Source organism: Clostridium sp. OM02-18AC, from assembly GCF_003481825.1.
Lineage (GTDB): Bacteria > Bacillota > Clostridia > Lachnospirales > Lachnospiraceae > Brotaphodocola.
Genome location: NZ_QULW01000002.1, coordinates 212,846 through 236,037, shown reverse-complemented (window position 1 = coordinate 236,037; position 23,192 = coordinate 212,846). Strand labels below are relative to the sequence as shown.

The window sequence follows — 23,192 nt, the reverse complement described above, 5'->3', positions numbered from 1 at the left end:
CCCGAAGGCTGCCCCAGGCATCAAGCCTATCCTGTTTACACAGGTTCATTATCATCTTCATCGACGGAGCTATCTTCATCGTCGTCCTCAAACTCCGGATCGTACCCATAGTCCTCGTCATCGTCCACATAATCAGCATCTGGGTCAGGCTTTGCCGCTTCCTGTGCCTTCTTCTTTTCCTGGACTTTCTTAAATACGAAGAATCCACCACCACAGGCAAGCACAATCAGAGTAAGAATCGCCGGGAGCATATTTGTGGATTTCGGCTTTTCCTCCGGTGTCGGTTCTGTAATTTCAGGAACTGTTTCAACTACTTCCGGCTTTGTTTCCTCAACCGGCTTGGTGAACTCTGCAACTTCTTCCTCGTCCATCAGCTTGAGCAGGTCGGCTTCATCCACCTGATTCAGAAAATGCACGGTTTCCTCGCCCTTATCATCACGGTCAATGATGATATAGAAGTAGTTTCCGTTTTTGGTTACAGCGGTAATGAACTGCTTTCCGCTTTTCGTAGGCGAGCCAGCGTCATCAACCAAAGTCAGATTGCCGTCGGGAGTAAGCGGTAGCATCGGCTCCTCCGGCTCTGTTTCGGGAACTTTTTCTTCGACCGCAGGTTCTTCAGTCGCTACGCTTTCATCTACATAGGCAAATGCCGTTGTAGAAAACACGCCAAAACACATTGCACACGCCAGCAATGCGGCTCCAATTTTCTTAAATCTCATTCTGCGTTTCCTCCTCATTCATAGTATTGATCGTATCAGGCTTCGGAGCCATATCCGCAGCAAACATACGGAGCAGCTCGGAAAGCTGTTCGGGATTCAGGTTCGCAGCATGAACCATCTCATGGATTTCGGAATTTTCCTCCTCACGGTATCTGCGTTCCAGGTCTTTCACCTTAGCATCCCATTCTGCCCGTTTCTTACGGGCTTTTTCAAGGTCTGCACCTATTCTGTCTAACTTGGCACTCAATCGCCATCCCTCCTTTAGTTTCTGATTCTGCCGAAGCAGTAAAAATGCTGTTGCCAGTAATTCGATTCGATAGAAGCGTAGGAAATGGGGTTTCCGCAGTGGATCATCATACCATTGCCAACATAGATACCAACGTGTGATGCACCGGAGGTATCATAAGTGCCTTGGAAGAAAATCAAATCTCCCGGTTTGGCAGAGCTTTTCGGGATAATGTCGCATACGCCCATCAAACCGTTTGCGGTCAAACGACCAACACTCCAACCGTTTCCGCAGTGATTGATTACATAGGAAACAAATCCGGAGCAGTCAAAGGAGGTAGACGGGCTGCTGCCGCCCCACACATACGGGTATCCCAGATATTTTTCAGCTTCCCGAATCATATTGGCAAATCTTGTGTCTGTCAGCGCTTCGCCCGGAATATCATAATCGGTGTACTCGCCGCCAGGGGTGGCGTAAATGTCATTTCCGAAAATATCCGGTCTGTTGCCCCTTGTCTGAAGCAAAATTCTATATCGCTCCATATCATCTTCCGACAAGCCGGAATTTGAAATCACACTGTTCAAGCCCTTATTTCTGAGCTTCACATTCAGAATATAATATTCGTAATCTTCTTCCTCTGTTGTTGTCTCTCCCGTTTCGGGATCAGTAGAAGATGTTGTTCGTGTACGAATCTCTACTACTTCCGTCAGGGTCAGCTCATATTGTTGCTCAAATAGCCATTGCAGGGTAGCCTGCACCTCATCTCTGGTGTAATCCTCAAACTTCACCGTCAAATACGCCGCCAGCTCATAAGGATTGTGGTTGATTTCATCAAGGTCATACCGGTACTCGTCATATCCGCTATGAGTACGCTCGATATTATTGATTTTATTGCGGAGCGCAGCTTCCAAAGCCTTGTAATCATTGTCCGCACCAATAATATCTTCCTCTTTTGCAGTAAAAGAAGTTCCCAGAATGATCTGTGTGCCGCCTTGGAACATAGCCGAACAAGACGAGAACATCCCTGAGAGTATCATAAAAAGCAGTCCGGCAATCAAAACAAACAGAATCGTTTTAGAGTGTGTGGTGCAGAACTCCGTTACTCTTTCTGTGATGTTCTTGGCTCCCTGAGCTGCTTTGCCCGTTGCCTTGCCTGCACCCTTAGATGCAGAAGCCGTTGTCGAAGCGGTATTCTTACCGGCTTTGGCGGCAGCATATTCTTTCTTGATTGCCCTTTTCTGTTGCCAACGGGAAAAGGGATTGGAACCGGCATCGGGGTTGTCCTTTTTGAACTTCTCATACAGGGCATTTACATTTGCTTTATCTGACTTCTCAACCAGCTTTTCCGCCTTGTCGTAGGCTTTCAGCTTGTGACTGTAAACGGCATGATCGACGGTATAGACAGTGGATTCAACAGCCTTGGTCGTTTCCTGCACAGCCTGAACGCCGATATTATCATCCTCATATTCTGACACCGCCCGATGTGCTTTGGATGTGAGCGTGACTGCGGCACCACGGCTTGCCATGTGCTTTGCCACAGATGGGCGCTCGATTTCCGTAAACTCCGCTTTTTCAAAACGGAGCTTTGCTTTACGGGAACCGGCTGCATCTGTTTCCAGCTTTAGCTTCGGCTTTGCCTTTTTAGAAGCCAATTTGTCTGCCGCTTTTTCAGCCCTATCAACCGCCTTATCTGCACGGTCGGCAGCTTTCTTCACATGAGAATCTGCAAGGTCATCTTCGGTAAAACGGAGTCGTGTAGGTCTTTTCGCCATACATTACGCCTCCTTTTCCTGTGCCACCTCGTTTAACTTCGTGGTCATAATGCGATACAGTTCCAGATCTGTCGGGAATCGGTCAATGAACGGCAGAATCACATTGCCATAGAACAGAAGTCCTTCGCCCTCACCGGAGTTGGTTACATAGGACAGCTGATGCGGCGAAATGTTCAACCGCTGTGCCAGAATACTTCGGTCATCGCTTGCCTGATTCAGCATATAGATGAAATCAGAGTTTTCGAGGATGTTGGCAATCTCCGGGGAACGAAGCAGGTCTTTGACATTCTGAGTAATACCGGTCGGCAAGCCGCCCCATTTACGGAATCGCTTCCAGATTTCTACGGAATAGGTTGCCGTCTGTTCTTCCTTCAGAAGCAGATGGAACTCGTCAATATAATATCTGGTCGATTTACCGGCAGAACGGTTGGCAGTTACACGCCCCCAGACCTGATCCTGAACGATCAGCATACCGATTTTTTTCAGCTGATTGCCCAGCTCCTTAATGTCGAAGCACACCAGACGATTCTGAATATCCACATTGGTTCTGTTGTTAAACAGTTTCAGAGAACCCTTAACATAGATTTCCAAGGCGGTCGCTACATGGTGGGCTTCCTTTTCGTCCTGTTTCAGAAGGGCATCATACAAATCCTCAAGGATCGGCATATTCTCAGGGGCAGGATTGTCGAAATATCTCTGGTAAATCTGATGCACACAACGGTCGATAACCGTCTTTTCGATAGGCTGCAAGCCATCCTTACTGCCCATAATCAACTCACAGAGGGACAGGATAAAATCAGCTTTCAGTGCTACCGGGTTGTCATCCTCAGAGTAGTTCAGGTTGATGTCCATAGGGTTGATATAGTTGGTACTGGAGGAGCTGATTTTTACCACCTGACCATTGAACTTGTGAACCAGAGCCGCATATTCCGCTTCGGGGTCGCAGATGATAATATCGTCATCCGTAACCAGGAACGCATTGGTGATTTCACGCTTTGCGGAAAAGGATTTACCGGAACCGGGAGTACCCAGAATCAGTCCGTTGGGGTTCTTGAGCTTCTTTCTGTCCACCATGATAAGGTTGTTCGACAGAGCATTCAGCCCGTAATAGAGCGTTTCTCCACCATTCTGGAACAGCTCCTGCGTGGTGAAAGGCACAAAAATAGCCGTGGAACTGGTAGTCAGGCCACGACGAATCTCAATCAGGTTTTGTGCCAAAGGCAGGCTGCTCATCAGTCCGGATTCCTGCTGAAAATCCAAACGACGCAGATTGCAGTTATGCTTCTGGGCGATGCTCTGTGCCTGGAACACATTGTTCTCCAGTTCCTGCTCGGTGCGCCCGGTGTTCAGCACCAGAAATGTCACCATGAACATTCGCTCATTCTGGCTCTGCAATTCTTTCAGAAGTGACTTCGCATCTTTACCATAGGTAGCAAGGTCAGATGGGATAATGTCCATGTCATAGCCAGAACGCACAGCCTTTTTCTGTTCCTCGATTTTGGAACGGTCAAGCTCGGTGATGATTCTCTTGATGGTCTTAATCGCCGCAGTCTGGTCAACCGACTGGATGTGCATGGTCACGATCTGCGTGGATTCCATATCCAGAAAATCCGCCAGCATACGATCAGACAGGTCTGATGCCGTAATTGCCAGATAAGACATCGAACCGAAGATACTGCCCATCTGGAAGGTGCGGTTGGTCTTAAAGGCAAACGCCGTCGGAGCAATGAAGTCCTTTACGGACAGCCCGGATTCCACAAGATACTTCCAATCGAAGAAGAACTTATCATTATCACCCATGTGGAACATAGAGTGCATCAGATGCAGCCGCTCTTTGCCGTTCATGGTAGTGGCAATGACACCCAAACGCCGAAAGTTATTGAGCAGATCGTTTTCGATATGGTTGAGTCTCGGCTTTGCCTGCCGCATGGATTCGGCTTCAATGCCGAATGTCAGGTACTTGGTTTTGGTCAAGCCGTTGTTGCCCTGCGCCAACTGCTTTTTCAGCATCTGGCTATACTCGGCACGGACGGGATTGAAGCTGTCCTTCTTGAACGGGATACGGATACTCTTTTCAAAGCTTTCAGCATCGGTACTCAGGTTCATAAAGGAAAGCTCAAAGTGAATGGAGCTGTCAAAGAAATTCAGGAAACTGCACCACTCATCGAAGATGGCAGTCTTATCTTCCTGCTGTGCCAGCTGATAGTTGATGTCCTGAAACTGAATGGTCTTGGTGTAATAACTGTCAGTGACACGGCAGATGCCATCCGGGAACATTCTCTGAAAGGGAATGGACTGCTGTGCAGTCTGCGGAATACCGTTGTCCTTCTTTGCCCGTTCCACAACAGCTTTAATTTCTCGCTGCTGCTTCCGATTCAGATTTGCAGGCATTTTGATGTTTCTTGCCTGTGGCTTCTTTTTGAAAAACAATTCGTTCAACCTCCTTTTCCAGTTTGTACTGACGCATCAAAGCGTCATAATAGTTGTCCGTCTGATAAGGGCGAACCTTGGGACGAACGAATTTGGTCTGAATGAAGTGTTCTACAACCACTTCCAACGGCTGACTATCCTTTTCATACATTGCCAGAAAGAACAACGGTAACATGACGATCATCATGGACAGTGCTGCAAGGCTCACATTTCCGGTTGCTTTGACCAGAAAGAAAATCGGCACTCCGATGAGCGCCGCCGCACCAAAGCAAAGTAACTGCCGTTTCGTCAGATTGAAGAACACTTTTGTTTTTACCCTCGTCAGGTCACGAGGTACGGGAATATACGCTGCCAAACAATTTCCTCCTTCCCTTAGTGAGCGCTGAATACACCCTTCGCAAGCGAACCAGTCTTAAACAGGGTGAAGCACAAAAGGACGGTGTAGCCCATAACACCCCAGATAGAACCGATGATGTCATCACTGAATGCGATAGACTGAATCAGCACCGCATAAATGCCCACGCAGATCATAATCAGGAATCCCTGGAATCCGATTGCAAACAGCGAACGCAGATAATTCTGTCCGATATTGCTCTGTTCTCTGTTTCCAAAAGTGGAAAGCGGAATCGGGGCAAGGCTGACCATCAGATAAATTTCAATCATTCGACCGTAGACGATCACAAAGATGATGATTGCCAAAGCGGACATCGTGACCTGCACGATAAAGGATTGCAGGAACAAGCCGAGCAAAGGACCCAAATCCATTGCCATCAGCGTTTCTTCCATTGTTTCCAATGCCGAAGCATCTATGGCAGTATTTCCGGATATGATACCGGCGCTTGCGTTTATAACGTGCTGTGTCACATCAAACACAGCCATCGTGATATTGAATGTGTTTGTGATTAACATGACCGCAACAAAAGTCTTGAACACCCATTTGAAGAAGATCCAGGTTTCAAAATTTGCCAGATTGTTGTGGTCAATAATCATCTGAATTAGCTCATAACAGGCAATGAAGGTCAGAATCAAGCCTGCGATTGGGATAATCACTGACTCGGAGATGTTTCGTACCATGGCAAAGACACCCGGCGAAAAATTCGCCGGGGTCATGCCAACGGAGGTTGCTATCTCGCCAACCTGGTTGTTGACGGACTCAAACATCCCCGACAGATTTCCCATAATAGCTGAAACGAGCATTTCTTTCAGCCAGTCTGTGATCTGTTGGAGTATGCTGTCCAAAGGCGATTACCTCCTTGTTTTGTGATTAACCGAACAGTCCGGAGAGCAGAGGTACAAGGGTGGTGCCGATGAGGGCAACACCGCCGCCAGCCATGAGCTGTTTCATACCAAAATAGGTGTAAAACTCTGCTCGATGGCGGGCGGCGGCGTGTCAAGAAATTTATGGAATTTTTTTAGAACCGCCCCGGCGGGAACAGGTCAGGCCGTGACCTGTTCCACCTCCGGGATGGGTTTGAGATTAAAATGAATTTCAATAGAAATGTGTCGTGTCTTATCGCTGTCGATGTGTTCATGGACAACGATTTCTTTAATCAGACGGTTGAGGGTGGCAGCGTCCAGCTCCGTGATGTCGGCGTATTCCTGAATGGCGTCCACCCATTGCTTGGCGTCCACGGCAAGGCGGATTTCATCAGCCAGCTTCCTGCGCCCCTGTTCAACCCGTTCCTTTAGTTCAGCCTGTTCCTTCTGCGTCTTATCCAGCATGAGATTGAAGTTTGCTTCGCTGATACGTCCGGCAACCATGTCCTCATAGAGCCGCAGCACCATTTTTTCCAGTACCTCAATCCGTTCCTCGTGCTTCGTCAGGGAACGCTCCAACGCTTCCCGCTGGCCTTTCTGCTCGGCTTCACAGGTGTTGGTAAGCCGTCCGGCAACAGCTTCCCCGTCCATCAGGGCGGCCTTCGCACATTCCCGGATTTTGTTCAGCACAAGGCGGTAAAGGGTTTCGTACTCCACACGGTGCTGGGTACAGTGCTGTTTCCCATAGGCATTATAGGTCTTACAGGAATAAATCTGCTTCGGGTGCTTGTCGTTGGTGTAGCGGATAGTCAGTGATTTCCCACACTCGCCACATTTGAGAAGCCCCGCAAACAGGCTGATTTCCCCGGTCTGGCGGGAACGCTGCCGGGATTTCAGCTTGTCCTGCACGATGTCAAAGCTCTTGCGGTCAACAATCGGCTCATGCCGTTCCTCCACCACAATCCAGTCCTGCGGCTTTTTTTCCCCGATGGTGCCGATTTTGAAGCGGTAGTCCTTCTTCTGGGAAGCGATAGCCCCGGTATAGACGGGATTCATCAGGATGTCCTTGATTACCGAAAAATCCCACATATACCGCCCGTTTACCGGGTCTTTCTTTTCCCATTTAGTGCGGACATTGCGGAAGCCCCGTTCCCGGTTCCACCATGTAGGGCAAGGCACCTTCTGTTCTTCCAGCCTGCGCCGGATAAAGTTCGGGCCGTGTCCTTCCAGCGCCCAGCGGAAGATTTGCCGGACAATGGGGGCGGTTTCCTCGTCCACCAGCAGATGGTTTTTGTCCTCCGGGTCTTTCTGATACCCGAAAGGGGCGATACAGCCGGTAAACTGGCCTTGCTGGGCTTTCAGAAGGTAAGAGGAATGTACCTTCTTGGAAATATCCTTGCTGTACATCTCGTTGAGGATGTTCTTGAACGGCGCAATGTCGTTATTCTCCCGCATGGTGTCGATACCGTCATTCATGGCGATATAGCGGACGCCGTGGCGGGGAAAGAAGTCCTCAATGAGTGTGCCGGTCTGCAAATAATTTCTGCCCAACCTCGATAAATCTTTCGTTATGACAAGGTTTATCTGCCTGCGCTCGATGGCTTTGAGCATCCGTTTCAGGTCGGGGCGCTCCATGTTCAGCCCCGTGTAGCCATCGTCCTGATAGACTGCCACAACCTCCCATCCCTGCTTTTCGCAGTATTTTTCCAGCATATCCCGCTGGTTGGCAATACTGGCGCTCTCCCCGTCAAGGTCATCGTCTTTGGAAAGCCTGCAATAGATGGCTGCCCGGAAGCTGCCTGCCAGTATTGCGTCCATGTCTGTATATTCATATCCGTTCATCATAACCGTTTACCCGCACAATCCAGACGGAACACGGTTCTTCTGAACCTCATCCTTATTATACTCTAAATCTTGTGTTTTCGCAAGATTTTCTTTGCTGGTATTCTGCCCATATTTTTGGGCAATCAGGCTCACAAAGACGTCTGTGGCGTCCAGTTCGCCGTCAAAAACTGTGGTAACATGAATCTCTGTTTTCGTTTTTGCCATAGGCAGTTATCCTCCATAATAGAATAAGCCAGACAAGGAGAAGGTCGGCAACGAAGTCCGGCAACGGGCTTCAAAAAACCTGAAAACTATCTCTGTCTGGCAGTTTGGCTCTTATTTTTATTTTCTTTTATTTTTCTGTTGTTTTGGTTGCTGATAAGGGGAAAAGCCCGCAGTTACGGGGGGTTTCCCGGCAACCGGCTCGGCAACGGGAGTGCAACAGGGTCGGCAACCGGCTGCATTTTTCAGAAGGGAAGCTCCATCTGTTCCGTGACTTCCTCAAATCCTTCCGGGATTTTTTCAGCTCCGTTGCTGATGTCCGTTGCTTTCGTTTCACGCTCCCAGCCCTTTTGCCTGCCGTATTCCGGGAACACACGGGGGTTGGAAAAGTAATTCCAGCCCGTCACGCAATGGTTCATGATGTCGTTGACTTCCCGGATTTCCCATTGCTTCGGCTCGTCAAAGGGGTGGTTCAGGGCTTCCTTGAAAAGCTGCTTGGAACACACCATGCCGCCGGTATAGCGGTCAAGGTATGCCTGTATCATCCCGGCCTTGGTGTCCTCCGGCATGAAATCCCGCTGGTGTTCTTTGAGATAGCGCACCATTTCCGGGCTGAAAGACAGCTTAAAATCCCCGCTGCGGTAAACCGTCATGGCTTCTGCCCAGACCTGTGCAAGATAGGCTCTGGAAGCGGCTTCGTCCTCCAAAATGTGAACCTCGGCCTGTTCCGGGTACACCATGACCGGCAGGAAGCGCCGGTTGCCGGAACGGTCAAGGGGCAGGAAGTCAAGGGCATTGGAAGTGCCGCCGAACACACATTGCCGCAGCCTGTCCTCCGGGTGGGTTTCGTATGGGATTTTATAGACCTCCTTCTGTCGGCTTAAAAATGACTTGATTTCCTCAATGCTCTTGGCATTGGCGGTGGCAATCATCTCCGACATCTCGATAATCCAGTGGCCTTGCAGCTTGCGGTACACGTTATCATCATCCAGCTTCCGCAAATCATCGGAAAACCACTCGTCTTTTACTGCCAGCAGCCGGAAAAAGGTGGATTTCCCGGCTCCCTGACCGCCCACCAGACAGAGCATGACTTCAAATTTACAGCCGGGGCAAAATGCCCGGTGGATGGCTCCCAGCAGGAACAGCCGCAGGGCTTCATAGGTGTACTGGTCGGTGTCGGCTCCCAGAAAGTGGCGCAGGCAATAGCGGATACGCTCCTGCCCATCCCATGAAAGGCCGTTCAGGTAGTCCCGGACGGGGTGGTAGCCGTTTTCATTGGCAACAATCCCGATGGCGGCGGTAATCTTTTTCTCACTGGTAAGCCCATAGGTTTCTTCCAGATACAGGAGCAGATAGTTCATATCCGTGTCCGTGATGGCGGTGCCGATGCGGTGGTAGCCGATGGGCTTTACAATGTCCACTCGCTCGGTCAGCAGATTTTTTGCGATTGCCCCGGAAAGCAGCGGGTCATTCTGAAAGACGGTCAGGCAGTTGCGGATACTGTTGCGGACGCTGCCTTTCTCGGTGCTTTCCAGCATGGCCTTTACTTCCTCAATGCTCCGGGGCGGGGCTGCTTCTTGTATGGTCTGTTCTGCGGCCTGCCGTATCTTGGGCGGCAAGCTCTGCCATTCGTCTTTCAAGATTGCTCACTTCCTTTCCATAGTCAACGATAAGGACTGCCCGTTCCTCCATATCCGGGGAGAGCAGCACATCCAGCAGATATTCCACATGGGATTGCTTCTGCAAGGCTTCCACAAAAAGCGGGTGCCATGCTTCTTCCGGCATCTTAGGGGCATAGTCCCGTTTCCAGCGGCGCAGAAGATGGTAATAATCGGACAGCACCCGGAAGCAGTAACGCTCCATGCGGCAAAACCGCTGTTCCGGGGTTTCCTGCCGGGGTTTGGGTTTTCTCCTGCCGGGTGGTTCCCTGTCCTCATAGGGGATGGAGAACTCCTGCGCCAGCATGAGGGCGGCTTCCTTCGGACTGACAGCTTCCAGACGGGAAACAAAGTCAATCACATCCCCGTCTGCCTGACAGCCGAAACAGTGAAAGCGCCGGTCAACCTTCATGCTGGGGTTTTTATCAGCATGGAAGGGGCAGACACACATCCCGTTTCGTCCCACCCGGATTCCAAAATGCTCCGCAGCCTGCCGGGTGGTAACAGACTGCTTGACAGCTTTAAATACATTCAAATAAATCCTCCTGAAAATAAGAAAAGCGCCTGTCATTCTCGAAAAAGAAAATAGCAAGCGCCTATTAAAGTTCCATATCCTGTTTTTTCTCTGTGCGGGGCTGCTTCCGTTTCTCGGCCTGTTCTTCCCGGATACGCTGCGTCCGGCCTTTGACTGCCTGCTGGATGGACGGTTTCTTTCCCGGCTCGGCGGTCTGGCGGTACTGTTCAGACGGAAGAACCTGATTGAGCCAGTGACGCACATCCCGGAGAATCTTCACATCCTCCTGTAATGCGGACAACCGTTCCTTATATCCGGCAACTTCTCCGGCAAGCTGTGTCTGTTCCTCATTCAGCTTTTTAATGCTGTACTTCTTCTCCTTCAAATGCACCTTGAAATAACGGATAGCGGCATTATAGGCGTCCAGCTCGTCCCGATGGGCGGCGGCAAACTGTTCCCGTGGCTTCTTAAACCGGATGGCAGCATACTCCACATGAACCGGCTTATGGGCTTCAAAGTTGGCGATATGGGAAAGCAGGGTGTTGATTTCTTTCATACGCTGTTCTTTCGGCTTCATCTCTGCCCGGATGGAAACGGCCTGCCCGCTGACGGTATCCAGATAAGCGTCCAAACTCTGCACAGTGGACAGCTCCTTTTCCCGCAGATAGCGGATAGCTTCCATAACCTTGTTGAAATCGGCAACGCTGCCTGTAAGCTGGCCTTTGCTTGTCCAGCCTGTACGTTCCTCCCGGCGCAAATCCAGATATTTCCCCAGCAGCTCCGGCAGGGTGGGTTCCTTCGATTCCTGCAAGGCTTCCAGCAGGGCGGCTTTTTTCTCCTTCAGGTCTGCAATCCAGCCTTTCAGGTGGCGTACCATCTGCCGGATAGATTGCATAAGGGAATTGGCGGCTTTGATGTCCCGGTTCAAGTTGCCGATGTTGGTCTGTATCCCTCGTTTCTCCATCTGGCTGACTGCTGGCCCCATATGGACGGTGGGGATTTTATCAAGCCCCTGCCGTTCATAGGAACGAAGGTCAAGGCGCTCCGGGCGTCCGTTGGCTTCCAGATAGCGGTTAGCGGTAGCCGCCCAGCCCTGCCGCCAGATCTCTCCGTACTTCTGGTCGTTCCAGTCCACGGTATCCTCCTTGTGGCTTTTCCAGCTCCCGGACGGGAGCCGGATACGCTCGCCGTTCTCGTCAAGGTCATAAACCTTCCGGCTCTTGGGAAGCCATTTCCCGTTTTCGTCCATTGCCCGCATGGTCAGCAGGATGTGGGCGTGGGGATTCCCATTCCCTTTGTCGTGGATGGCAAAATCGGCAATCATGCCTTTAGAAACAAAAAACTCCCGGCAGTAGTGCCGGATAAGGTCGGCGTGCTGTTCCGGGGGGATTTCCCTCGGTATGGCAAGCACGATTCTCCGGGCAAGCTGGGAGTTCCATTGCTTCTCGATAGCTTCGGCGGCGTTCCACAAAGTATTGCGGTCTGCATACGCTGGTGGGGCGTGGGGCGGCAGCATGATTTCTGTATGGACAATCTCGCTTTTATGGGAATAGTATTTCTGCTTCTGGTCGTACTCGGAAAACAGCCGTTCCCCACTCTGGTAGGCGGCAGACGCAACGGCTGACTGGTGGTTGCTGCGCTGGATTATTTTTATATCATGGTGTGGACAGGGCATAGCGTTCCTCCTTCCTGTGGTTGATTTTGGGCAAAAGAAAAGCAGGAAACCGTTTCTGATTTCCTGCTTAGTGGTGTCGCTGGTAGGCGATTAGTATTCAGTTTTGAAGATTCGGGTCAGGTTGGCTCGATGATGGAAAGCTGTCTAATAGCTTAAAAGTTTTTGTTCGCAAATTTACTTGTAATTCCAGTTTCTGTTTTATAAAATCCAAAAATCAGAAAAATAATTCCAACAACTACTCCTGCAAATACGGTAGTCTGTGTAGAAATATTAAGAAGAAGTAAGGATATACACAAAACGATTTCTACCAAACCTAATGTTTTGCCAATACCAATAAAAATATTAGGTGCTATGCTTTGTGCATAATCCCAATGCTCTTGTGACTTCCGAGATGTAGGCGTATTGTATCCGTTACCGGATGTCATATCTTTTACCGGGTGCTTCTTTAAGATATATCCTACAAAAACCATAACAAAGGGTATGATGAAATTCAAAGCAATCAATCCATACATAAAACCATCTCCTTAGATAGTGTTCGTCATTAGCTTTATTATACTACGGGCAGTCCTGTTTTGGAATAGATAAATTGTAAACTTGCTGGACGGGAACAGCTTGCAGCGCAAGGTGTTCCCGGGCGGCAAGTCCACAAAGGGGTAGCTGGCGCAGCCAGCGCAGGGGAAGTGTAGCGTCCCCTGTGATGATTGGAAGCAGCCGCAACGGTGCTGAAAATCATCCGCTTTCCGCAGGAAGCCCCCGGCAGGGCGCAACGCACCGGCTTGACCGGTGTATAGTTGCGCCCTTACTCCGTAAGGGATTCCCCGGCTACCCGCCCTTTCACGCTTTCTGCAACTATTTCCTTCATGCCACTTTGAGAAAATGCCTGTTTCAGAATGTCCATCACATCCTCGTCTGTCAGCACTTCCGGCCTTAAAAGGAAACTTTCCAGCATAGCTCCTCTGGTACAGAGCCGGTGCGTCCGTTCCTTCCGGGTAAGCTGCTTCACCTGGTGTTCCAGTATTTTTTCTTCATGCTGCGCCCGCCGCAGTCTGGCTTCGCCTTTGGCAATCTCCTGATTCAGCTTTTCCAGCTTCTCATTTATCATGGCAGCCCTCCTTTGGGAAGCAGCGTGTAAATGCGGTTTGGTTCTCCCACACCCCGGCGCACCCGCAGGATAAGCCCGATGTCCTCCAATTCTTTCAGGGAACGCTTCACAGTGACGGGGCTGCGGGAGAGGGCTGCCGCTAATTCCATGATAGGAAAACGGACAAACAAAATGCCGTTGCTATCCTCTATCCCTGCCGTAAGGGTGGTGTTCAGCAGACGGGCATACATGACTTTTGCTGTGCTGCTGATCGGCAGCCGAAGCATTGCGGCGGGTAGCGGCATACAAGGCGGCAGAACCGTGTCTGCGCTCATAAATTCAAATTCCATTTAACTGATTTTCTCCTTTCGCTTGGCTCGTTTTGACAGGTAATGGGGGCAGTCTATCACGACAGCCCGGAAACTCTGCTTGCACTTATGCTGGCACTTCCGGCACAGGTCGTTGTAGGCCACACGCCCCCGGTCATTGAGGAAGAAGGAAAGCTCCAACTTCCGTTTCTTGCTCATTCTCGGCATAGTGCCTCCTATCATAGAAAATCCGCCCATTTCAGCCGTAACAACGGGAACAGGCGGATAAAGGTTTTTGGTGTCATGTTTCGGGGCGATTTTCAAGGAAAATACGGCCATAGAGCCGCTTTGAAATGCCCCATAGTATTACGGACGGGGCAGACTACACCCCGCCGATTTGTCGTGTTTGGGTAGCGTTTTGGTATCAGTTCTGCCGGGTTGTCCTGCTGTCGTTCCTGCCCCTGAATCTCACAGCGGCGTTTCGTTCCCGTTGGTACGCTCGCTGCGGTCAAGGTTCCTCCATTTCCTTGCCGCAGGTCGTTGCGCTACATCGCCGGGGAGCATATCCCATCAGGCCGGTCATTCGATTGGAAATAATCCATCGATGAACTGACTTAATCATAGCTCATTTTTGAACCCTTTCCCGTATGTCCATAAAATAGGAAAACCGCCCCAAAATCGAAAAATTCCACGATTTCGGAACGGTATATGGTATAATAAGGAATAACAGCGGCAGCCAGCCGCAGGAAGGAGCGATGTGTTTATGAAAACCCGCATTTCCGTACAGGAACGCCTGAAAGATTTACGGGTGGAACGGGGCTTGAATCTGGAAGAACTGGCACAGGAAACCGGCATTTCAAAATCAGCCCTCGGCAGTTATGAAAACGACAACGACGAATACAAGGAAATTAACCACGGCAGCCTGTTGAAGCTGGCAGACTTCTATCAGGTGTCGGTTGACTATCTGCTCGGCCTTACCAATAATCGGAGATATGAAAACACCCCGATAGAAGAATTACATTTGAGTGATGAAGTCGTGGAACTGCTGAAAAGTGAACGCTTCAATAACCGGCTGCTGTGTGAGATTATCTCCCATGAAAAATTTAAGGAATTGCTGGCAGACGCAGAAATCTATGTGGACGGGATAGCAACCATGCACTTCCATGACACAAACAGCTCACTGGCTGCTTTACGGGCTATGGTACTGGAAGAACACCCCGAAGCTGCGGCAGACCGGGCAATCAAAGTGTTGGAAGCCTGTCAGATAGAGGAAGAAGATTTTTTCTGCCATGTGACGCACAAAACATGGGACGTCATTCTCCATGATATACGCAAGGCGCACGAAAATGACAGCGAAAGTGCGCCGGATACCACGCCTGCCGATGAACTTATACGGGAAGTACAAAAGGCCATGCAATCTCCGGGGGACAGGGTTCAGCAATTCACGGAGATATTCTGCAAGGCGTTCCGGCTCAAATACAAGCGGCTCTCACAAGAGGAACGAAGCCTTTTGAAAAAGCTGTTCAAGAAATCCCCGCTGATAAAACAGTCTGGTATGAACTTCCGGCGCAGGCCGTGGAAATAAAAACAGCCGTTGTAGGATTTTGTTCCTACAGCGGCTGTTTTTATTTATGAATCTTCTCCAACAAAAGACAGGATATTTTCATCAGTTTGTAATGTAATTGTTGCGCTTTCTGAATCATCAGAATAAACTCTTGTTCCATATACGCCTGTAACAGGCTCCTCTAAATTTTCAAAAGTTAATCCGAGTTTCGAAGAAGAATTGTCAATCTTTTCAAGCGAATATGTACCTGTCCATTCTTGTTTATGAGTGTTATCTGTTAAGATAAAACTTTTTTCTTCAAAACTCAATGTCAAATCCAATACTGGTATGTCATCATGCACTGAACCTGAGAATAACATATTACCATCTAAATCAGTAATAAATTCTAAAGACCAGTTATATGATGATACCGACCGAGTTTGGGAAGAATCACACGAACATAAGCCTACACACATAAAAAAACATACGCATATTGCCAATAACCGTTTCATTTTACCTATTACCAACCTTAATTCACAACTGTTTTGCATTTAATTAGGGAAGTGTCACAGGGTAAGAAATAGCGAAAGCTCCACCGCCTGCCAAGGCATTATTAGCGGTAGCAACACCAGAAACAGAAACCGTTCCCTTATCTCCGCTATTACCTGTTCTTCCAGTATCCACATCAGTTTCGATTGTTTCTTCACCGTCGGCTAATTCTGCAAATGCCGTATTGGTGGATTTTTTGTTCATAAGCACATTAACTGTACCAGTCATACCAGTGAACTCCGGTTTTGGAGATTCATACCACGGTACATACAACTTCACATGAACTTGAATCCCATCATCCTCATCATAAGTTGCATAAGAGTTAATACGAACATTAGCGACTGCTCTTTTGGTGACACCATCGGAAATCATAACATCGGTTAAGTATCCGTCATATTCTCCAATGACTACCGGCTGTTGAGTATCCGTTATTTCCGTTGTTGTTTCCGCTGCAAAAGCAGGAACCGCACTCACAGAAAAAAGCATACAAAACGCTACCAACGAGGTAAACAATCTTTTACTAAATTTTTTTCATAAACAATACTCCTTTCTAAAATGACCAGAACCTACATTTTTTGTATTCAGTTATTGGCAATATGCTACTAACCTGCAAGCACACTCTCAAATCATAAAATGTTTCAAATGTACTTGTTTTATTTTATGATAGCACTTATTTACATTGGGTGCAATAGAAAATATACACCATTAAAATTTAAATTTTGTGCAAATCGAATCAAATATAAAATTATATCGCTTTAGATATTGTCCTGTTCTAATTTAATCACATTCATAATACCACAATTCAAGGCTTCACAAATGCGAACCAGCGTTTCCATGCTGATATTCTTTCCCTTGCCCATGTTGGCAATCATATTTGTGGTAAGACCGGCGGCAAGCCGCAAATCCTCTTTCCTCATGCCACGCTCTTTCAGTGTGTTCCATAGTGGCTGATAACTAATGTGCATAGGCTTCCCGCCTTTCTTTCCATCGTCAAGTGTTTTATACCCATTATAGCAGAAATCTTGCGTTTCCACAATATTTCTTGACTACACCGCCGGTTCCGTCTGGATTGTGCTTTTCCTTTCTCCGCTTTTATTACATCTAATTAGCCATGAGCTGCTTCATGCCCTGGGACTTTGCTTATGTGTGATAAAGAAGTAATAGAAGTGTAAAAAATTTTGCCGTTCCTATCCGGCACATGAGGTATGTCGGATAGGTCGGGCGGTTAGGTGTCGGGCAGTTCTACCTTGCCGACAAAAGAATAATAGATTTCGATTTCCTGTCTGCGTAACTTGCCCCGGCGTTTCCCGTCAAGGGCAACGCTTTCATGGACAACGATTTTCTCCACAAACTCCCGCAGCAGAGTAGGGGTAAGTTCTTCAATGGTAGTGTGCCTGCGTACCACATTCATAAACTTTTCAGCGTTTGCGGTGGCTTCCTGCGCTTTGGAAAGTTCTTCCCGCAGTCTGGCGGCACGTTCTTTCAGTTCTTTCTGCTCGGCTTCATAGTCTGCCGACAGCTCTGTGAAACGCTCGTCCGATATGCGCCCGGTTACGCTGTCCTCATACAGCCGCTTGAAGATAGCAGATAACTCGGCTATGCGTTTCTCGGCGGCTTCCAGCTCCTTTTTCTTGGCGGCGTTCCTGCGTCTGTCCCCGTCCTCATTCTGCTCGATTAAAAGCTTCATAAACCGGGCTTCATGCTTTGCCGCATAGCTGGTAACTTTCCGCAGATTGGAGAGTACGCCAGCGGTCAAGAGGTCAGTGCGGATAAAGTGCGCTGTGCAGTCGGCGGTGCGTTTCTTGTAGCTTCCGCAGATATAACAGTCCTGCTTGCGCTTGTCCGTCTGGTATCGCTGCTGGTACATGACGCTGCCGCAGTCGGCACAAAAGAGTATGCCGGAGAACAAGCCCACTTCGTCATAACGGTTGGGGCGTTTGCGCTGCTTGCGTAACTCCTGCACCCGTTCCCACGTTTCCCGGTCAATGATAGGCTCATGGTGGTTCTCAAAAACCGCCTGCTTTTCCGGGGGATTTTCTATGCTGTGTTTCAGCTTGTAGGACGGCTTCTCGGTCTTAAAGTTTACCAGACAGCCCGTATATTCCCGGTTTTCCAGCAGATGAACCACGGTATTGGTCGCCCACTTGCACTCATAGCCGGGGTGGTAGCGGCGGGTGCTGCCCGTCCTGCGGTATTCCAGCGTCCCCGGCGTGGGGATTTGCTGCTCGGTCAGCATACGGGCTATCTTGGTCGGACCGTTCCCGGCAAGGCAAAGGCTGTAAATCTGCCGTACCACCGGGGCGGCTTCCTCGTCAATGATAAAGTTTTCGTCCTCGTCCATGAGGTAGCCATAGACGGGCTTGCTTGTGATGGGCTTTCCGCTCATGCCCTTAGAGCGTTTTACTGCCTTGATTTTCTTGCTCGTATCTCTCACCAGCCATTCGTTAAAAATGTTCCGCAGCGGGGCAAAATCATTTTCCCCCTGTGCGCTGTCCACTCCGTCATTGATAGCGATGAAGCGGACACCTTTCTGTGGGAAAATCATTTCTGTGTACATTCCCACCTGTAAGTAGTTTCGCCCTAACCTCGACATATCCTTGACGATAACTGTCCCGACTTTCCCTGCTTCAATGTCTGCAAGCATGGCTTGAAATCCGGGTCTTTGAAAGTTCGCACCGGAATAACCGTCGTCGGTGTACCAGCGCAGATTAGAAAATCCATTCTGTTTGGCATAGGTTTCCAAAATCCTCTTTTGGTTGGAAATGGAATTGCTCTCGCCTTGCAGCTCGTCCTCATGGGACAGTCTTGGGTAAAGGGCGGTAATGAGTTGCTGGGTGGTCTGTCTTAACATAAATTCCTCCGTTTCCGACAGCCAGCCCCACTATTCCGTACCTTGATTGTACCACATGGGGCGGCTGTCTGTATAGCGGCAAAAGCGTCAAATCTGCTTCTTTACGGTCGGTAAAAATGACGGTTTTTCAATCAGGCTTATCACAGGTCAAATATCCGGCGGCGGCTTCTGCTTCCAGCACTTTCATCATCTTGTCAGCGGCGGTGTCGGTCGCCCCCTCCTTGAAAAAGCCAGACACCACAAGGATTGTGTTGCCTATCCTCGTTTCGGTCACGCAGTCCGGGCGGCGGGCAGGGCGTTTGTTTCTCTGGGTGTCGGTCATAGGCAAATCTCCTTTCCGGCAAGCAGCCGTTTCAGCTGTTCCATTTTTCCCTGTGCGGCGGCTTTCCTCAAATTCTCCCCGGTAAAGCAGAGAGGGGAACACATTTCAAGCAGGCGGTCATAAATCCGGGCGTGGGCGGTGTCCTCCGGGTGCTGCAATTCCTCCAGCGTGAGGTTGGTCGTCACAATCAGCGGCTTCCTGCTCCGGTAGCGGCTGTCAATCACATTGTAGACCTGTTCCAGACCGTATTCTGTGCCACGCTCCATTCCAAAATCGTCAATGATGAGCAGGGGGAAGCTGCAAAGGCGGGAAATATATTCGTTCCTGCCCGCAAAGCTGGCGGCAAGGTCGTTTAATATTGCTGCAAAGTTTGTCATGCACACCGGGACTTCCTGCTCCATGAGGGCGTTTGCAATACACCCGGCAAAATAGCTTTTCCCAGTGCCTACCCTGCCCCACAAGAGCAGCCCGTAGTTCCCGTCCTTTATCTGTTCCCAGCGTGCCACATATCCGGCGGCGTTCTTCATCTGCGGGCAGCTGCCGTTATCGTTGGCAAATGTCCAGTCCTGCATGGTCTTGTCTGTAAAGCCCTGCCGTTTCAGCCGTTCCACCGTTTCAAGGTGGCTGCGCCGCTTCTCGGCGGCTTCCCGTTCCTTACGGGCTGCCCGCTGGCAGTCGCACTCTGACGGGTGGCGGTCACGCCCGAAAAAGGTCTTGCCCTCCGGGAAATAGGCTTCTTTGGGTTTCCGGCATTTGCCGCAGTATAAAAGCCCGTCCTCCCCGGTGTAATCCTCCGGCTCGGCTGTGGTGTCGGTCATAGGCAGTATGGTGTTGTGGATTGTATCGGTCATAGGCTTTCTCCCTCCTTGAATGAATAGTCCGGTATGCCTTTCTTTGGCTTCTCTTTGGCAGCGTCCTCCTGCGCCCACTTGTAAATGGTGGCTGCATGGCTCTGGTACTGCTTCCCGGTGGAAGCGATGTGGCAGGAAAGGCGGTCAAGGTAATACTCCCACTTGCCGGGGAAGTCCTGTTCCAGCTCCAAAAGTTCTGTGTCAGAAAGAAATACATTTTTATATCTGCCATAAGCGGCGGGGGGCTGCCCCTCACTCGCTCCTTTTGTTTGGCTCTCTATTAGGTTGTTTATATTAGTTTGGTTAGGGGACGGTTTTCCGACCGTCATAAGGTCAGTTTTCCGGCTGTCAGTTGGTCGGTTTCCCGCCCTTATGAGGGGCGGTTTTCCGTCCGTCAGTTGGTCGGAAAACTGTACCACTGGGATAGGCGGCACTTTCACATACAGACGGTTGGCGGCAGAAAAGCCCGTCCGTCTGCGTTCCAGCAGCCCGGCAGCGTCCAGTTCGTTCAGTGCGCCCTTTATGGTGGTGCAGCCTTTATCCAGCATTTCCGCTATCTCTGCTATGGGGTAGACAATGTATGTCCGTCCCTCGCTGTCCTGCCAGCCGTTCTTCTGCGAAAGGGTGGAACGGTCTAACAGCAGCGCATATAACTCTCTTGCGGTGTGGGATAGGTCTGTTTCCAGCAGGAAACGGGGGTAAGGCAGGTAAGCGGGCAGCTCCGTTCCTGCGGTCATATAATCAGCGATAGGGTTCACCTCCTTGTGGTGTCTGTCTGTGGGTTCTGTTACGCTTTTAGGGGGCGTTTTTAAGGGAAAAGGATAAATGTATCACGCACCCTTTGACACCCTCCAAAAAAGCCTTGATTTATGCGGGTTTGAAATGCCCTAAAGCGTGACATTTCTCCCTTTGTTTCCGCTTCCGTTTGGCGGCGTTTATCCGCTTCATGCGTCCGGCGCAGTCCGGGCAGTATTTCCCCCGGTTGGATTTTGGGAAGAAGAACGCCCCGCAGACAGCGCAGCGTTTCCGGCTTCCCCGGCGCAAGAGGGCGGCTTCCAGTGCTTCATCAAGGGGCAGGACAGCGGCGGTAAACCAGCGGCAGAGCAGCGAATAGCTGATACTCTGTACACACACGCAAGGCTCGCCGTCCTCCAACAGCAGGCAGTTCCCGCTGTCATAGTTGCAGCACTCATGCACAAGGCGGCGGGCTGCCCGGTACTGGCGGTAGTCCATGCGGGGGATATTACCGTTCATGGCTCTGCTCCTTTCTGCGCTGCGGCTCGCTCCGGCGTAAAATCTGGTCGATATTGCCCTTGACAGTCTGCAAGCGGCGGTACTCCTCCCGTTTTGCCCGGTAATCGTTGTAGCCGCTGTTTTTCTCTTTGATAAGGCTTTCAATCTCTGCTTGCAGGGATTTATAGCTCGGCAGCTTGGAAATGCCGTTCTCCCTGAAATAGCGGGCGGCTGCGTCTGCTATGATAAAGTCACTTTCATGCTTCTGACGGTAGGCTGCTTTTGCTTTGGCGTTTTTCTGCTGTTTCAGCCCGTCCCGGACAGGGCGGGTCTTGGAATAGGCAAGCACCTGCCGTTGCAGCTCCTTTTTCCCGTTCAGCGTCTTTTCCACCTGCTTCAACCACGCAAGGCTTTCCTGCATGGCGGCATAGGCGGCAGAACAGGCTTCGTCCAGTTCCTCCGGGGAGGAAAAGCCGTACTGCTGATAGGCGGTAACGGTAGCTGCCATTTGCTTTAGGTTGTGCTTTGCCGCCCAGCGGTCATAGCCCACGCCCTTGCCCTCGGCTCGCTTGGCTTCCCGGTCAACCATGCGCTGCAAGGTGTTGTCTGCCGGGGTGGTTTTTGCAGCTTTTTCCCCTTGTAACGGCTTTTTAACTGCGGCAGGGTATTCGGGTATGGCTTTGGTCTGTTCGGCAGCTCTGTGGGCGTTCTGCGTGAGCAGGGCAAGGACAGCAGCCTTGTCAAAATCGTCCCCCAGCTTTCGGGCTGTGATAGGCTTTGTCCTGTCCGGCGTGAGGTAGGAAAGCCGCCCCCGGCTCTCCTTGACGGTCACACCCTCCCGCAGCAAAAGGGAAGAAAACTCGTCAAAGCTGCCAGCTTGGGAAAGTGCCTGCCGTATCGTCCGGCGCAGCTTCGCCTTGTCCGTTTCAAACTTGGTGGGCTTGGTCGGCTGTCCGGCGGCTTCTCTGGCGGCGTTCTCTTTGTCAAGGGCAAGCTGCCCTTTCTTTGCCGCCCAGTATTCCCGTTCGGTTATCCGTTCCTTGCTGCCGTTCAAGAGGTCGATTTGGTAAAGCCCCTCCCGGTGGCACATTTCCATGACTTCGCTCTTGAAATATTCCATAGCGGCGTTGGTGCAGCGGTGCTTGCAGCCCTCCAGCGTGTCGGCTGGTCTGTCCATGTAGGGCAGAAGCGGGACTTCGTAAATCCGCAGGGAGTTGATGACGATATGCACATGGATATTCCCGCTGTGGTTATGCCCGTCCGGGTGGGTGCAGATTAGGGCTTGGTGTCCGGGGAAATGCTCCTTGCAGAACTGCTCGCCCAGCTCCTGCGCCCGGTCTACGGTCAAGCCGTTGTCTGTCCCGTCCCGTGGGTCAAAGCTGATGATATAGTGGTGGCTTTTCACATCTTCCCGTTTTTGGTTTTTCTCATAGCGGAGATTGGCTCGCATACAGGCAACAGCGAAATCCTCGCCCCCGCAGTTGAGGGAAGAAATGCGGTAATCCTCCCTCGGTATCAGCCGCCCGTTTTCATCAAGGGTGGCTTTCATGGTAAACTCGTCATGCTCAAATGTGAGATAGGCTTCCGCTGCGCCATAGTCGGCGTTTTTAGAGCTGATATGTTTGAATGTTGCCAACAGCGTCACCCACTTTCTGCAAGACTTCAAACTTTAGGGCAGCAAGGTCGGAAACCGCCGCCCGTACCTCCCCGGCAAGCTGCGGATAGGGACTGTGCCACTCGTTCAGCGTCCGGGCTATCTGGTTTAAGTTGCCGCCGATCCTCCCGTATTCGGCGGTCAGCTTCCCGACAGCGGCAAGCAGCTCGTCATTGATGGGGGAAACGGTTATGATGGGGCGTATGGCTGCCCCGGTTATGGCTTGCCGGATAAACTCGGCTTGGCTCATGTGGTAAGCAGAAAGCCGCTGGGCAAACTCGGCGTATTCTTCCTCGGTCATGCGTGTTTTGACTACCCGGCTGCGGTGCGGCGTGTTGTATCGTTTCATAGGTGGTTGACCTCCTTTCTGTGCGTGGTGTCCTCTCACTAATAGGAGAAAAACAGGGTGTGAAGCGGAACTGTTTTTGAAAAATCCGAAAAATATTTTGAGGGGTTTTTCAGCGGCGCAAGCCGCATAAGCAGGGTTTGGGGAAGGCACTCCC

Annotated in this window: 26 protein-coding genes and 1 pseudogene; 1 reads left to right on the top strand and 26 read right to left on the bottom strand. The window is 50.4% G+C overall.

Annotated elements, in window-relative coordinates; all coding sequences use genetic code 11:
* Positions 1 to 35 precede the first annotated feature (35 nt).
* From DXB18_RS02860 to DXB18_RS02780, 16 genes and pseudogenes are all read right to left on the bottom strand, one after another.
* Positions 36 to 719 carry a DUF4366 domain-containing protein gene (locus DXB18_RS02860; RefSeq protein ID WP_002578950.1) on the bottom strand — a complete coding sequence of 228 codons (684 nt, stop codon included), beginning with the start codon at positions 717 to 719 and terminating at the stop codon, positions 36 to 38.
* Positions 709 to 966, bottom strand: a complete 258-nt coding sequence (locus DXB18_RS02855; RefSeq protein WP_002304378.1) for a DUF4315 family protein — start codon at positions 964 to 966, stop codon at positions 709 to 711. Before DXB18_RS02855 ends, DXB18_RS02860 begins: the two co-directional genes overlap by 11 nt.
* Before the next feature lie 14 nt (positions 967 to 980).
* Positions 981 to 2,717: a C40 family peptidase gene (locus tag DXB18_RS02850; RefSeq protein ID WP_002304377.1), complete on the bottom strand. Its 1,737-nt coding sequence runs from the start codon at positions 2,715 to 2,717 to the stop codon at positions 981 to 983.
* A 3-nt stretch (positions 2,718 to 2,720) separates the two neighbouring features.
* Positions 2,721 to 5,108 carry a VirB4-like conjugal transfer ATPase, CD1110 family gene (locus DXB18_RS02845; RefSeq protein ID WP_002588967.1) on the bottom strand — a complete coding sequence of 796 codons (2,388 nt, stop codon included), beginning with the start codon at positions 5,106 to 5,108 and terminating at the stop codon, positions 2,721 to 2,723.
* Entirely contained in the window at positions 5,068 to 5,502 is a 435-nt protein-coding gene (locus tag DXB18_RS02840) for a PrgI family protein (protein WP_002304375.1), read from the bottom strand. The genes DXB18_RS02845 and DXB18_RS02840 overlap by 41 nt, the downstream gene beginning before the upstream one ends.
* A 17-nt stretch (positions 5,503 to 5,519) precedes the next feature.
* Entirely contained in the window at positions 5,520 to 6,386 is an 867-nt protein-coding gene (locus DXB18_RS02835; RefSeq protein WP_002304374.1) for a VirB6/TrbL-like conjugal transfer protein, CD1112 family, read from the bottom strand.
* 25 nt (positions 6,387 to 6,411) lie between these two features.
* Positions 6,412 to 6,495, bottom strand: a pseudogene (locus tag DXB18_RS02830) (Maff2 family protein); the annotation flags it as partial.
* A gap of 89 nt (positions 6,496 to 6,584) precedes the next feature.
* Positions 6,585 to 8,249 (bottom strand): recombinase family protein, encoded by a 1,665-nt coding sequence (locus DXB18_RS02825; RefSeq protein WP_007884068.1) that lies wholly within the window; start codon positions 8,247 to 8,249, stop codon positions 6,585 to 6,587.
* Between the two features lie 6 nt (positions 8,250 to 8,255).
* Entirely contained in the window at positions 8,256 to 8,453 is a 198-nt protein-coding gene (locus tag DXB18_RS02820) for a hypothetical protein (RefSeq protein WP_006858666.1), read from the bottom strand.
* Between the two features lie 242 nt (positions 8,454 to 8,695).
* The gene (locus DXB18_RS02810; RefSeq protein ID WP_007884071.1) at positions 8,696 to 9,988 is read right to left on the bottom strand and encodes a virulence-associated E family protein; all 1,293 of its coding nucleotides are present in this window, start codon (positions 9,986 to 9,988) and stop codon (positions 8,696 to 8,698) included.
* 13 nt (positions 9,989 to 10,001) lie between these two features.
* Positions 10,002 to 10,643 carry a CHC2 zinc finger domain-containing protein gene (locus DXB18_RS02805; RefSeq protein WP_014081132.1) on the bottom strand — a complete coding sequence of 214 codons (642 nt, stop codon included), beginning with the start codon at positions 10,641 to 10,643 and terminating at the stop codon, positions 10,002 to 10,004.
* Between the two features lie 64 nt (positions 10,644 to 10,707).
* Entirely contained in the window at positions 10,708 to 12,297 is a 1,590-nt protein-coding gene (gene mobQ, locus DXB18_RS02800) for a MobQ family relaxase (protein ID WP_118705841.1), read from the bottom strand.
* A 152-nt stretch (positions 12,298 to 12,449) separates the two neighbouring features.
* Complete coding sequence (locus DXB18_RS02795; protein ID WP_006859274.1) at positions 12,450 to 12,809, bottom strand: SdpI family protein; 360 nt, start codon at positions 12,807 to 12,809, stop codon at positions 12,450 to 12,452.
* 287 nt (positions 12,810 to 13,096) lie between these two features.
* Positions 13,097 to 13,399: a DUF3847 domain-containing protein gene (locus DXB18_RS02790; protein WP_006859273.1), complete on the bottom strand. Its 303-nt coding sequence runs from the start codon at positions 13,397 to 13,399 to the stop codon at positions 13,097 to 13,099.
* Positions 13,396 to 13,728: a hypothetical protein gene (locus tag DXB18_RS02785; RefSeq protein ID WP_006859272.1), complete on the bottom strand. Its 333-nt coding sequence runs from the start codon at positions 13,726 to 13,728 to the stop codon at positions 13,396 to 13,398. The genes DXB18_RS02790 and DXB18_RS02785 overlap by 4 nt, the downstream gene beginning before the upstream one ends.
* Positions 13,729 to 13,914: a hypothetical protein gene (locus tag DXB18_RS02780; RefSeq protein WP_033118356.1), complete on the bottom strand. Its 186-nt coding sequence runs from the start codon at positions 13,912 to 13,914 to the stop codon at positions 13,729 to 13,731.
* 535 nt (positions 13,915 to 14,449) lie between these two features.
* Between DXB18_RS02780 and DXB18_RS02770 the strand changes: the two genes are divergently transcribed.
* A complete protein-coding gene (locus DXB18_RS02770; protein WP_006859270.1) occupies positions 14,450 to 15,271 on the top strand; it encodes a helix-turn-helix transcriptional regulator in 822 nt (273 codons plus the stop codon).
* A 44-nt stretch (positions 15,272 to 15,315) separates the two neighbouring features.
* Here DXB18_RS02770 and DXB18_RS02765 read toward each other — a convergent pair whose 3' ends face one another.
* The 10 genes from DXB18_RS02765 to DXB18_RS02720 all read right to left on the bottom strand — a co-directional run bounded on the left by DXB18_RS02765 (position 15,316) and on the right by DXB18_RS02720 (position 23,038).
* A complete protein-coding gene (locus tag DXB18_RS02765; protein WP_022261510.1) occupies positions 15,316 to 15,741 on the bottom strand; it encodes a hypothetical protein in 426 nt (141 codons plus the stop codon).
* A 43-nt stretch (positions 15,742 to 15,784) separates the two neighbouring features.
* Positions 15,785 to 16,264 (bottom strand): hypothetical protein, encoded by a 480-nt coding sequence (locus DXB18_RS02760; protein ID WP_015514785.1) that lies wholly within the window; start codon positions 16,262 to 16,264, stop codon positions 15,785 to 15,787.
* Positions 16,265 to 16,533: 269 nt separating this feature from the next.
* Positions 16,534 to 16,812 carry a helix-turn-helix transcriptional regulator gene (locus tag DXB18_RS02755; RefSeq protein ID WP_006859267.1) on the bottom strand — a complete coding sequence of 93 codons (279 nt, stop codon included), beginning with the start codon at positions 16,810 to 16,812 and terminating at the stop codon, positions 16,534 to 16,536.
* A gap of 191 nt (positions 16,813 to 17,003) precedes the next feature.
* On the bottom strand, positions 17,004 to 18,629 hold the full coding sequence (locus tag DXB18_RS02750) for a recombinase family protein (RefSeq protein ID WP_002594230.1): 1,626 nt from the start codon (positions 18,627 to 18,629) through the stop codon (positions 17,004 to 17,006).
* A 127-nt stretch (positions 18,630 to 18,756) separates the two neighbouring features.
* Positions 18,757 to 18,951, bottom strand: coding sequence for a transposon-encoded TnpW family protein (locus DXB18_RS02745; protein WP_002594231.1), 195 nt, complete (start codon positions 18,949 to 18,951; stop codon positions 18,757 to 18,759).
* A complete protein-coding gene (locus DXB18_RS02740; RefSeq protein WP_002594232.1) occupies positions 18,948 to 19,802 on the bottom strand; it encodes an ATP-binding protein in 855 nt (284 codons plus the stop codon). The genes DXB18_RS02745 and DXB18_RS02740 overlap by 4 nt, the downstream gene beginning before the upstream one ends.
* Entirely contained in the window at positions 19,799 to 20,539 is a 741-nt protein-coding gene (locus tag DXB18_RS02735) for a replication initiator protein A (protein ID WP_002594233.1), read from the bottom strand. Before DXB18_RS02735 ends, DXB18_RS02740 begins: the two co-directional genes overlap by 4 nt.
* Positions 20,540 to 20,669: 130 nt before the next feature.
* Positions 20,670 to 21,056 carry a cysteine-rich VLP domain-containing protein gene (locus DXB18_RS02730; RefSeq protein WP_002594234.1) on the bottom strand — a complete coding sequence of 129 codons (387 nt, stop codon included), beginning with the start codon at positions 21,054 to 21,056 and terminating at the stop codon, positions 20,670 to 20,672.
* The gene (locus DXB18_RS02725; RefSeq protein WP_002594235.1) at positions 21,046 to 22,671 is read right to left on the bottom strand and encodes a relaxase/mobilization nuclease domain-containing protein; all 1,626 of its coding nucleotides are present in this window, start codon (positions 22,669 to 22,671) and stop codon (positions 21,046 to 21,048) included. The genes DXB18_RS02730 and DXB18_RS02725 overlap by 11 nt, the downstream gene beginning before the upstream one ends.
* Positions 22,643 to 23,038 carry a plasmid mobilization relaxosome protein MobC gene (locus DXB18_RS02720; protein ID WP_002594236.1) on the bottom strand — a complete coding sequence of 132 codons (396 nt, stop codon included), beginning with the start codon at positions 23,036 to 23,038 and terminating at the stop codon, positions 22,643 to 22,645. The genes DXB18_RS02725 and DXB18_RS02720 overlap by 29 nt, the downstream gene beginning before the upstream one ends.
* Positions 23,039 to 23,192 lie beyond the last annotated feature (154 nt).

Excerpts from the sequence above, each read along its gene's own strand:
- DXB18_RS02860 (WP_002578950.1), bottom strand. The coding sequence starts at position 719 with ATGAGATTTAAGAAAATTGGAGCCGCATTGCTGGCGTGTGCAATGTGT.
- DXB18_RS02850 (WP_002304377.1), bottom strand. The coding sequence starts at position 2,717 with ATGGCGAAAAGACCTACACGACTCCGTTTTACCGAAGATGACCTTGCA.
- DXB18_RS02845 (WP_002588967.1), bottom strand. The coding sequence starts at position 5,108 with ATGCCTGCAAATCTGAATCGGAAGCAGCAGCGAGAAATTAAAGCTGTT.
- DXB18_RS02825 (WP_007884068.1), bottom strand. The coding sequence starts at position 8,249 with ATGATGAACGGATATGAATATACAGACATGGACGCAATACTGGCAGGC.
- DXB18_RS02820 (WP_006858666.1), bottom strand. The coding sequence starts at position 8,453 with ATGGCAAAAACGAAAACAGAGATTCATGTTACCACAGTTTTTGACGGC.
- DXB18_RS02810 (WP_007884071.1), bottom strand. The coding sequence starts at position 9,988 with ATGCTGGAAAGCACCGAGAAAGGCAGCGTCCGCAACAGTATCCGCAAC.
- mobQ (WP_118705841.1), bottom strand. The coding sequence starts at position 12,297 with ATGCCCTGTCCACACCATGATATAAAAATAATCCAGCGCAGCAACCAC.
- DXB18_RS02795 (WP_006859274.1), bottom strand. The coding sequence starts at position 12,809 with ATGTATGGATTGATTGCTTTGAATTTCATCATACCCTTTGTTATGGTT.
- DXB18_RS02790 (WP_006859273.1), bottom strand. The coding sequence starts at position 13,399 with ATGATAAATGAGAAGCTGGAAAAGCTGAATCAGGAGATTGCCAAAGGC.
- DXB18_RS02785 (WP_006859272.1), bottom strand. The coding sequence starts at position 13,728 with ATGGAATTTGAATTTATGAGCGCAGACACGGTTCTGCCGCCTTGTATG.
- DXB18_RS02780 (WP_033118356.1), bottom strand. The coding sequence starts at position 13,914 with ATGCCGAGAATGAGCAAGAAACGGAAGTTGGAGCTTTCCTTCTTCCTC.
- DXB18_RS02770 (WP_006859270.1), top strand. The coding sequence starts at position 14,450 with ATGAAAACCCGCATTTCCGTACAGGAACGCCTGAAAGATTTACGGGTG.
- DXB18_RS02765 (WP_022261510.1), bottom strand. The coding sequence starts at position 15,741 with ATGAAACGGTTATTGGCAATATGCGTATGTTTTTTTATGTGTGTAGGC.
- DXB18_RS02760 (WP_015514785.1), bottom strand. The coding sequence starts at position 16,264 with ATGCTTTTTTCTGTGAGTGCGGTTCCTGCTTTTGCAGCGGAAACAACA.
- DXB18_RS02750 (WP_002594230.1), bottom strand. The coding sequence starts at position 18,629 with ATGTTAAGACAGACCACCCAGCAACTCATTACCGCCCTTTACCCAAGA.
- DXB18_RS02745 (WP_002594231.1), bottom strand. The coding sequence starts at position 18,951 with ATGACCGACACCCAGAGAAACAAACGCCCTGCCCGCCGCCCGGACTGC.
- DXB18_RS02740 (WP_002594232.1), bottom strand. The coding sequence starts at position 19,802 with ATGACCGATACAATCCACAACACCATACTGCCTATGACCGACACCACA.
- DXB18_RS02735 (WP_002594233.1), bottom strand. The coding sequence starts at position 20,539 with ATGACCGCAGGAACGGAGCTGCCCGCTTACCTGCCTTACCCCCGTTTC.
- DXB18_RS02730 (WP_002594234.1), bottom strand. The coding sequence starts at position 21,056 with ATGAACGGTAATATCCCCCGCATGGACTACCGCCAGTACCGGGCAGCC.
- DXB18_RS02720 (WP_002594236.1), bottom strand. The coding sequence starts at position 23,038 with ATGAAACGATACAACACGCCGCACCGCAGCCGGGTAGTCAAAACACGC.